The sequence below is a fragment of the Kitasatospora sp. NPDC057198 genome, assembly GCF_042670125.1.
Taxonomy (GTDB): domain Bacteria; phylum Actinomycetota; class Actinomycetes; order Streptomycetales; family Streptomycetaceae; genus Kitasatospora.
Map to the genome: position 1 here is coordinate 1 of NZ_JBHUWH010000330.1, position 8,981 is coordinate 8,981.

Below are 8,981 nucleotides of genomic sequence, written 5' to 3' on the forward strand. Positions count from 1 at the left end.
CCGGGTCCTGCTGCGGGACCGCCGCAGGGTGCCGGGGGAGTGCGGGAGGGTCGGCTGGAGGTCCGGTTGGAGGGGGCTGGGGGGCTGGCCGGAGGGGTCGGCGGGAGGGTGTGCCGGGGGGCCGGTTGGGGGCCGGGGGCGGGGTTGGTTGGGGGTTCGGCTGAGTCGGCAGGGCCGGCCCCGTCCTTCGGGGGGGTGCGGCGCGGGCCTCGCTGCGGGGCTGCAGGGTGTCGGAGGGGTGCCGGGGTTCGGGTGGAGGGTTGGTAGCCGGCCGGGGTTCGGTTGGAGTGCCGGTCGGGGGCTGTTGGTGGAGGGCTGGTAGCGCCGGGGGCCGGGGGGCCGGGGGGCCGGTGCTGGGGGCTGGCTGGAGGGGTGCTGGAGGGGTGCTGGAGGCCGGCTGGAGGGGTGCTGGAGGGTTGCTGGGGGCGGGTGGGGGTGTTCGGGTCGTTCGCCTACTGTCGGCAACCGTTCCGGGGCGGCGTTGTTGGCCTGTCCCGGGCGTAGGTATTTCGGCCGGGCCCTGTTTTTGTCGGGGGTGACTCCGTGGGTCTTCGGCTTTCGGATCGAGAGGGAAACACGATGAGCACGGCTTTCAAGCACGACTTCACGATGATGTTCGTGATCCATGACGCGTTGCGGCGCGAGTTGGAGTTCCTTGCCAGGACCACTGCCCGTGGTGCCGGCGACCCGCGTGCCCTGGTGGCCGGTGCTGCGGGTTGGGAGATGTTCAAGACCTACCTGCACGTGCACCACGGCGCGGAGGACGAGGCCTTGTGGCCGCAGGTCCGTCAGGCCCTGGCCGACCGTCCCGCGGACCTGGCTCTCATCGACGCGATGGAGACCGAGCACGCCACGATCGATCCGCTGCTGGAGGCCGTGGATGCCGCGGTGGCCGATCCGGCCCGCGCGGGTGACCTCTCCGCTCTGGTCGACGCCCTGGCCACGGGGCTGCGCGCCCATCTCAAGCACGAGGAGGAAGCGGCCCTGCCGCTGATCGACTCCGTGGTTACCCCGCAGCAGTTGCAGGCGTTCGGCCAGGCCCACACCGTCCGGATCGGCGACGGGACCCCGCGCTACCTGCCCTGGGTCCTCGACGGCGCCTCCGCGCAGGACACCGAGGCGATCCTCGGTATCCTGCCGCCGCCGGTCCGCGGTCTCTACAACGACGCCTGGGTGCCGTCCTACCGCGGGCTGGAGCGCTGGCCCGCCTCCTCCTGACCCGTCCCGCAGGCGGCCCCGCCCCACCGGGGCCGCCCCCGTCCGTCCCTGCCCCGTCTGCCCGGTCCGTCCCTGCCCCGCCCCGGCCGCCTCCCGCCGGACCGGTCCGTTCCTGTCCCGCTCCGGCCGCCTCCCGCCCCACCGGGGCCGCCCCGTCCGTCCCTGCCCCGTCTGACCGGTCCGTTCCTGTCCCGCCCCGGCTGGCTCTGCCGCCCCCGTCCGTCCTTGCCCCGTCTGACCGGTCCGTTCCTGTCCCGCCCCGGCCGCCTCCCGTCTGCCCGGTCCGTTCCTGTCCTGCCCCGGCCGCCTCCCGCCGGACCGGTTCGTCCCTGTCCCGCCGGACCGGTCCGTCCCTGCCCCGTCTGCCCGGCTCTGCCGTTCCGCCCTGGCCGGTTCTGCCGTTCTGGTTGGCCGCCTCCCGCCGGACCGGTTCGTCCCTGTCCCGTCTGCCCGGTCCGTTCCTGTCCTGCCCCGGTCGTCTCCCGTCTGCCCGGTTCGTTCCTGTCCTGCCCCGGTCGTCTCCCGTCTGCCCGGTTCGTTCCTGTCCTGCCCCGGTCGTCTCCCGTCTGCCTGGCTCTGCCGTTCCGTCCCGGCCGGCTGTCCCGCCCCGGTTGGCCGTCTCCCGCCGGACCGTCTCGTTCCTGTCCTGCCTTGGCCGGCTGTCCCGCCCCGATCGGTTCTGCCGTTCTGGTTGGCCGTCTCCGCCGGACCGGTCCGTCCCTGCCCCGTCTGCCTGGCTCTGCCGTTCCGTCCCGGCCGGCTGTCCCGCCCCGGTTGGCCGTCTCCCGCCGGACCGTCTCGTCCCTGTCCCGCCTTGGCCGGCTGTCCTGCCCCGGTTGGCCGTCTCCCGCCGGACGGTTCCGTTCCGGCCGGTGTCCAGCGCGACCTCCTGAACCGCCTGCTGGGCCGGCTCTTCCACTGCTTCCGGAACGGCCCGACCTTCGACGGGGGCACTGCCTTTCCTGCGGCGGTTCTTGTCGTATCCGCGGTCTGACCAGTAGTTCCAGTTCCGTACGGCTTGAGCTGTTGTCACATCGGTGAGGCAGAGTGCCTGCCATGACAACGGCTGACCACGATGTTCCGACTGCCTGGAGCCGCATTGAGGCCCGGCTCGCCGCGCACGTCCGGCGGGGACCGTTGCGGTCTGCGTCGGATGCCGCGCGCTTGGATGCGTTCGAAGCGGACCTCGGCGTGCCACTACCCGCGGACCTGCGAGCCTGGTGGCTGCTGTCCGACGTCAGCGCGAGCCACTGGATTCCTGGCGAGTTCGCCCCGCTCTCGCTGGAGGAGGCATGGGAGACCCGGGAGATCTGGTTGCTGGTCGCCGAGCAGGAGGGCGAGTCGTTCGACGAGAACGGCCGGCCCGGGGGGTGTTGTCCGCGTGAGTTCATGCCGATCGCCCTGAGCCCCGGCGGTGACGGACTGATCGTCGACCTGCGCCCCGGTGACACCTGCGGAGCGGTGTTCCTGTGGGACCACGAGAGTTGGATCCTGGATGTCCCTCGTTGGGCCTCGGTCACCCCGATGCTCCAGGACATCGCCCGAGCCCTGGAAGCCGGGACGCCCGTGCTGCCGAGCCGCGCAGCCCCGGGCGGATCGCAGACACCGGGCACTGCCGCGGTCGACGGCGGACCCGATCTCGCCCGGCAGCCCGCCACCGCGCGTTGAGACGCTTCAGCTTGCCGCCTTGCCGCCTTGCCGCCTTGCCGCCTTGACACTCTTGCCGCCTTGCCGCCCTTGACGGCCTGAGATGTCTGTGTCTGAAGGTGGTCGTGGTGTTCGGTCGAGTCAGGGAGCGGAATGTCGTGGTGTGGCGGGTCTGTTGTGTGCGGGGCTGGTCGGACCGGGACGGGATCGGGTTGACTGGTTCGATGCCTTCGATTCCGGATCAGTCGCGCGCGGACCTCGTTGAAATCGTCAGGGGACTGTTGGACAGTCACCGCCGGGAGTCCCGGGTGGGGCCGACGGTCCTCCGGCTGCCCGAGGACACGGGCACGGACGAGTTGGCCGGGCTCAGGACCGTGCTGGGGCAGTGGGCGGGCCGGCCGCGGAACCTGGCCGTGGACCGGTTCGCCGACCCGGCCGTGACCGAGGAGCTGGGCCTCGCACTGCTGGAGCCGTTCGGCGACGAGCTCGTGGAGTTGGCCGGCTGGGGATACCGGGCCCACTGGATCGGCCTGGGCCGGATCGGCAACGGCAGCGGCAACGGCAGCGGCACCCGGCCGGTCGTGGTCGTCGCGGACCGCCCGGACCCCGCCTGGGCCGGACTCCCCGAAACGAGCACCTGGGCCGAGAGACTGTGCGCGATCACCGGCTGGAAGCCGAGAGAACACCCCACCGTCGACTGGCAGGCGGCGGAGGCCGAGCTGGGAACCGCCCTGCCGCAGGAGTACAGAGAGGTCGTCGACGCGTTCGGCCCCGGCAGCTTCGACGGATACCTCGACCTCCTCACCCCGAACGGCAAGGGCCTGGACCTCGTCAACTGGTCCAGGAACACCCCCGCCGACCGGTTCGATCCGCAGCCGACGTTCCCGGCGGCACAGGGACTGCTCCAGTGGGGCAGCTCCGAACAGGAGATCGAACTCGTCTGGCAGACCGGCGCGGCCGACCCGTCCCACTGGCCCATACTCGTCCGGGACGACACCGCCGGCGAGTGGCAACAGTTCGACTGCGGCGTAGGCGAGTTCCTCGCCCGGCTGCTCACCGATGTCGGTCTCGGCTTCCCGCCCAGTTACCTCATGGACGCACACTTCTTCGAGAGCTGGGACAGCTGACCGCAGCGGCCGCCGGTCGCCGGTCGGTCGCCGGTCGGTGGCCGGTGGCCTGCTCGGCGGTGGGTGGACACCGGGCGGGAGGACGGGACGGGACGGGCACGACCGGCGCCGGACGGCCGTCGGGCACCAGCACTGCGAGGGTGCGAGGGGGCGGGGTGGTGCCGGCAGGCCGGGCGGCAGGGGGTGTTGAGGACAGGGGGCCGCCGAACTGGGCCTGTGCCGGCAGAGGCCGTGGACCATGGCTGTCGTACGGTGAACAGCCGGCTGCCATGTCCTGCCGGTCAGGCGCGGCACACCGGGACTGCGGCTGACATGAGGACGCCTGTTCCTGTGCGGCCGGCCGTGGCGGGGGAGCGGGCCGGTACCCATGACCGCTGTACTTCTGCCCGTGCCGTCCGATCCCGTCCCGGGGACTTCTCCGGGGACCGGTGGGGACCGGCTTGTCCCCCGCTCGCGGGAGCGGGCACTCACCCGCCGGGCGGCGGCGCGGCGCCTGCCCGCGGTCGGCGAGAGAGGGGCAGTTGCCATCGGCGCACGCGCGGATCGCTGCCGAGACCGCCGGGGTCCCGGTGCGCACGGTGTGGCGGCGGCCGGCCGGGGCCCGCGCGTCGGGCCGCGTCGAGACGGCTCCGCGCCGCAGGGGTCCGCGGTCACGGACGAACTGTGGGCCAGCCTGTCCGAACCGGGCGGCAACGTCGCCGCCCGGACCGGGAACTGACCGCCCGGCACCGGGAACGGCCCGGTCCAGGAGCCGACAGGACCAGTGCCGCCCCCGGCCACGCTGCCCCCGGCCACGCTGCGCCGGGCCACGCTGCGCCGGGCCACGCTGCGCCGGGCCACGCTGCGCCGGGCCACGTTGCCCCCGGGGCCACGTTGCACCGGGTCGTCCGGCGGGAACGGCGGGCCGGCCGCGTTCTGCGGGCCGGACAGGGCCGCGCGGGCGAGGCGGCGTACGACCGCGCGCTCGCGCAACCGGCCCTGCCCGGCACCGTCGACGAAGCCGGCCGCGCCCCGCCCTGCACCCATGCCCGAACACTCCGAGCCGGTCGCTGCTGCCCTTGCCCGTGTTCTCGACCTTGTCCGCACCGGCCGTGCGGCCAAAGCCGTAGGGCGGCCGACGAGGTGTACCCGTTGGGGGCGGTGCGGGACTGACCGGGCTCCGGCGACAACGTCGCGCTGTGTGGGTCCGTGCTGTTACGGCCGTGTCAGGAGGCCGAGGATTTGCAGCGCGTCGAGTCGTTCGAGCGCGTTCGCCGGGACAAGGGGCTGGAGAACGCCTGTGTCCGGGGTGACCTCTGACCGGCGACCCTGACCGTCTGCCAAGAGATCTTGACCACCGATAGGTTTCTGTCACCTGATTTTGATCGGTCTGTCCGGTACCTGGCTTTGTTCGTGGGCTTCGACAGCGGCTGTTCAGTGCTTCGGGAGGCACCCGCGCAGCGGCGTGTTCGATGTTCACGAGAAGCGACAGCACCCCCGCTCGTCGATGAGAATGCTGCCGCACCAGGCAAATCCTGCGAGCTACTGGATGCTCCAACGGTGCGGATGGTCGAGGTCGGTGGGGCAGGCGAAGACGTTGAGCTCGCCGGAGCGGCCCACGGTGACCTCGGTAGGTGTGGCGTGCCGGTGGGCGGGCAGGTCTCGGTCCTCCGTCGGCTTCCAGCTGCCGCTGCCGCCATCCCACTCCGAGCTATCGATGGTCAGCAGCAAGTGCATCGGCGTCCTGCAGGTCTGGCAGTCCATGGGGTGCGGGTCGGTGGCGTGCCAGGAGGCGAAGCCGCCGACGCGCCAGCCGGGCGGGATGGACAGGTCGTACTGGTAGCCGACCGGCTCGGGCGTGTTCTCGTCCGCCGACTGCTCGGCCTCTTCTTCAAGCGCTTCCTCCCAGGCGTCGATCTGGGCGCAGAGGGCCTCGGGCAGGAGGCCGGCGAACGGGTACGTGGCCACCTGCTCCGGGTGCAGGACACAGGGCTCGGGTACAAACCCGTCGTACCCGACGACCAGCGGTTGCGGGGGCGCTGCCAACACCTCACCGACCTCCCAGGACCGTCGCCAGCGCAGGTGCAGCTCCAGGTCGTACCGGCCCGGGCCGTGCGCGTTGAAAGGGCACCAGAACACCTGGAGCAGGTCGCAGTCGCCCGGCCCCGCCGGCAGGTCCGGAACATCCCGTCGATACAGCTGCGCGAGGCCGATCATCGGCAGCGGGTCCGTCTGCGACACCTCGGGAAACCGGTGTTCCAGGCGCAGCTCGCCCAGCAGCTTGCGCTCCTCGTCCGTGGGACCCGGGTTCTCTTCCCGGGCCCATGCGGCGGACAGGACCCGCCGGTAGCGGTGGATGTCGGCCGGGCGGCGGCCCCGCCCGCGGCCGTGGGCCTCACCGCACACCGGCCACGATTCGTCTGCCGGCCACAGCATCGGACCGCCAACCGAGCTGCTTGACACCGTCGGGCTGCCCGGACGCGGATGCAGGCGCGTCGTCGTACCGCGGTAGGCGGCCAGTTCCGGGAAGAGCCCCTCGACATCCAGCGGGCGCGGGGGCGTGGTCCTCGTCATGGAACGCGACCCTAGACACACGACGGCCTCGGCCAGTGAGCACCCCCAGCAGCAAACTCTCCATGCCTGTGCTGCTGTCGAAACCCGTGAACATTTCGAATCCCTCGCGGGCGTCGGTTGCCTCCCAAACCGGTGTACATCCGCTGCCCGTTCTCGCGGACAGAGCCAGGTACCGGTGGCCCGTTCGGGTTGTCAGACGGCATAGCAGCCGGGTGCTTGCCCGGTTACAGTTCCGCCTCGTGATCGATGCATCCCGTCGTACTTCTGCGGACGACGACGCACTGGTGAAGAGACTGCATGCCCTCGCACGGGGTGTGGAACAGGGCGCGGGCCCTTCTCCCGGCTTCCTCCCCGAGCGGCCACTTCCCCCGATCACGACATCCGAGGTCGAACAGGTAGAGCAAGAGACCGGGTACGAGCTCCCGCTTCTGCTTCGACGCCTCTGCACCGAGGTCGGGGACGGTGGCTTCGGTCCGGAAGGCGGCCTTGCCTCGCTGACGCCACGCCAAGTCCCGGGGTGGCCCGAACCGAACTGGCCGCTCGCAACCTTTCGGCACGCCCGGCTGCCAGGCTGGGAGACGCCGCCGTCATGGCTCTTCCTGACCGGTGGCGGCTGCACCATGGAGTGGCACGTCTCACTGATAGCAGTCGGCAACCCGGTCCTGCTCTGGGACTCCGACGGCTGGGACCCCGACTGCGGTGAGAATCCCCACGACGGCCTGCGCTACGCGGCACCGTCGTTGCGCCAATGGCTATGGACCTGGGCGGACGGCGGCAACGTGTGGGACGAACTGCTCAAGCGGCCGTAGGTACTCCGGTCAAGATCGCCTGTCAATCGCTCAAGGTCGCCGGCCGAAGGCCACGGGAGCCGGCCCGCCGCCACCCCGTCCACCGCCGGGTGGCCCGCCAGGCCCCGCACAGCGCGCTGCCTTCGGAGCGGAAAGAACCCGTGGCCCGCCGCTGCGCGCTGGAGCCGGCCGAGGGCTGGATCGAGGAGATGCTGCGGACGGACCTGACCGCGCCGCCCGGGCAGCGGCACACCGGCCGGCGGATCCTGGCCCGGCTGCGGGAGGAGTACGGCTTCACCGCGGTCGCCTGCACCGCCCTCAACGACTACCTGCAAGTCCGCGGGCCCCGGACCAGGGACGGGGCCGGACCGGGCCCGGAAGCTCCACGAGGGCGTGGTCCCGCAGTTCCACCGGCCCGGCGGGGAGGCCGGAGCCGACGTCGCCGGGGTCCGGGTGCGGGTGGACGGCAAGCCGTTGCGGTGCCGGATGCTCACGCTGCGGCTGTCGTGTTCGGGCGGGGCGGCCCGCCGGGTGTTCTCGACGGCCGGTCAGGAAGCCTTCGTGCAGGGCCGCGTCGACGCCTTCCGGGTCCCGGCGGCGTCCCGGTCCGGCACATCCGCTACGACAGCCTGGAGCCCGCGCCCTTTCGGGTCTGCTCCGGCCGCTCGCGGGTGGAGTCGCGGAGTGAGCTTGCTCCGTTCTGGCGGACGCCCTTGGTGTGTTGGTCGGGCCGCCAGGGCGTTCTCGTGCTCGGCGGGACTGCGGTGGCCGGGACTGCTGTGCAGCCTGCGTAGGTTGTACCAGCCCTCGATCCATTCGAAGATCGCGGTCCGTGCTGCGCCCCTGCTGGGCCAAGGCCGGTCGCCGGGCAACTCCCGCTTCAGCGTGGCGAAGAACGACTCGGCGAGCGCGTTGTCCCAGCACCGGCCGGTCCGGCCGACCGACAGTCGAACACCGAACTCCTCTGCCAGGTGGGCGAATTCACGGCCGGTGTACTGGCAGCCGCGATCCGGGTGGAAGAGCACTGTTCCGGTCGGGCGGCGGGTGTGGCAGGCGGTCCGTAGTGCGTCGGCGACCGGTTCGGTCCGCAGGTGGTCCGCGGTGGCCCGGCCGACGACCCGGCGGGAGGCGGTGTCGATGACGGCGGCCGGGCAGAGCCGGCCCTCCTCGGTCGGGATGGAGGTGGTGTCGCCGCACCGGCGCGCGTCGAGGGCGGTCGGGCCGGGCCGGAAGCCGCGCAGGACCGGGTCCGGTCGCGTGGCGGCGGTCGGGTCGGGGATTGTGGTGCGGTGGCGTCGTCGGCGGTGTCGGCCCTCGATGCCGGCCTGGCGCATGAGCCCGGCGACGCGGCGTCGTCCGCACCGGTCTTTGCGCTGCTGGAGGGCGGCGTGGACGCGCGGGGCTGCGTAGCTTCCCCGGGAGTGCGCGTGGATCTCGGTGATCTTCGAGGCCGGCTCGGTGTCGCGGACGGCACGGCGACCGGGCCGGCCGTTGCGGCGGGCGCAGAAGGCGGCGCGGGAGACCTTGAGCAGCCACACGCCCGTTTGACGTTGCGGCCTGCCTGCTTCTTTGCCTCGATGAACGGGTGGACCGTCACCGGGTCTCCTTCGCGAAGAAAGCCGTCGCCCGCTTGAGGATGTCCACGTCC

The 8,981-nt window shown here is 72.3% G+C and carries 6 protein-coding genes; 4 read left to right on the top strand and 2 right to left on the bottom strand.

What is annotated here, in order from left to right; all coding sequences use genetic code 11:
- Nucleotides 1-579: 579 nt before the first annotated feature.
- The 3 genes from ACFUEL_RS28765 to ACFUEL_RS28775 all read left to right on the top strand — a co-directional run bounded on the left by ACFUEL_RS28765 (nucleotide 580) and on the right by ACFUEL_RS28775 (nucleotide 3,992).
- Nucleotides 580-1,218: a hemerythrin domain-containing protein gene (locus tag ACFUEL_RS28765; RefSeq protein ID WP_380239686.1), complete on the top strand. Its 639-nt coding sequence runs from the start codon at nucleotides 580-582 to the stop codon at nucleotides 1,216-1,218.
- A 1,056-nt stretch (nucleotides 1,219-2,274) separates the two neighbouring features.
- Nucleotides 2,275-2,886: an SMI1/KNR4 family protein gene (locus ACFUEL_RS28770; protein WP_380239687.1), complete on the top strand. Its 612-nt coding sequence runs from the start codon at nucleotides 2,275-2,277 to the stop codon at nucleotides 2,884-2,886.
- A gap of 287 nt (nucleotides 2,887-3,173) precedes the next feature.
- Nucleotides 3,174-3,992, top strand: coding sequence for a hypothetical protein (locus tag ACFUEL_RS28775; RefSeq protein WP_380239688.1), 819 nt, complete (start codon nucleotides 3,174-3,176; stop codon nucleotides 3,990-3,992).
- 1,521 nt (nucleotides 3,993-5,513) lie between these two features.
- Here the strand turns inward: ACFUEL_RS28775 and ACFUEL_RS28780 are convergent.
- Complete coding sequence (locus ACFUEL_RS28780) at nucleotides 5,514-6,545, bottom strand: hypothetical protein (RefSeq protein ID WP_380239689.1); 1,032 nt, start codon at nucleotides 6,543-6,545, stop codon at nucleotides 5,514-5,516.
- A gap of 239 nt (nucleotides 6,546-6,784) precedes the next feature.
- Here ACFUEL_RS28780 and ACFUEL_RS28785 point away from each other — a divergent pair, with 239 nt between their 5' ends.
- On the top strand, nucleotides 6,785-7,354 hold the full coding sequence (locus tag ACFUEL_RS28785) for an SMI1/KNR4 family protein (protein ID WP_380239690.1): 570 nt from the start codon (nucleotides 6,785-6,787) through the stop codon (nucleotides 7,352-7,354).
- Nucleotides 7,355-7,881: 527 nt separating this feature from the next.
- On the opposite strand, the gene ACFUEL_RS28790 is transcribed toward ACFUEL_RS28785, so the two are convergent.
- Entirely contained in the window at nucleotides 7,882-8,871 is a 990-nt protein-coding gene (locus ACFUEL_RS28790) for an IS3 family transposase (protein ID WP_380239691.1), read from the bottom strand.
- Nucleotides 8,872-8,981: the final 110 nt, after the last annotated feature.

Bases quoted from the DNA above. Each gene is read 5' to 3' on its own strand.
- ACFUEL_RS28765 (WP_380239686.1), top strand. From the start codon at position 580: ATGAGCACGGCTTTCAAGCACGACTTCACGATGATGTTCGTGATCCAT.
- ACFUEL_RS28770 (WP_380239687.1), top strand. From the start codon at position 2,275: ATGACAACGGCTGACCACGATGTTCCGACTGCCTGGAGCCGCATTGAG.
- ACFUEL_RS28780 (WP_380239689.1), bottom strand. From the start codon at position 6,545: ATGACGAGGACCACGCCCCCGCGCCCGCTGGATGTCGAGGGGCTCTTC.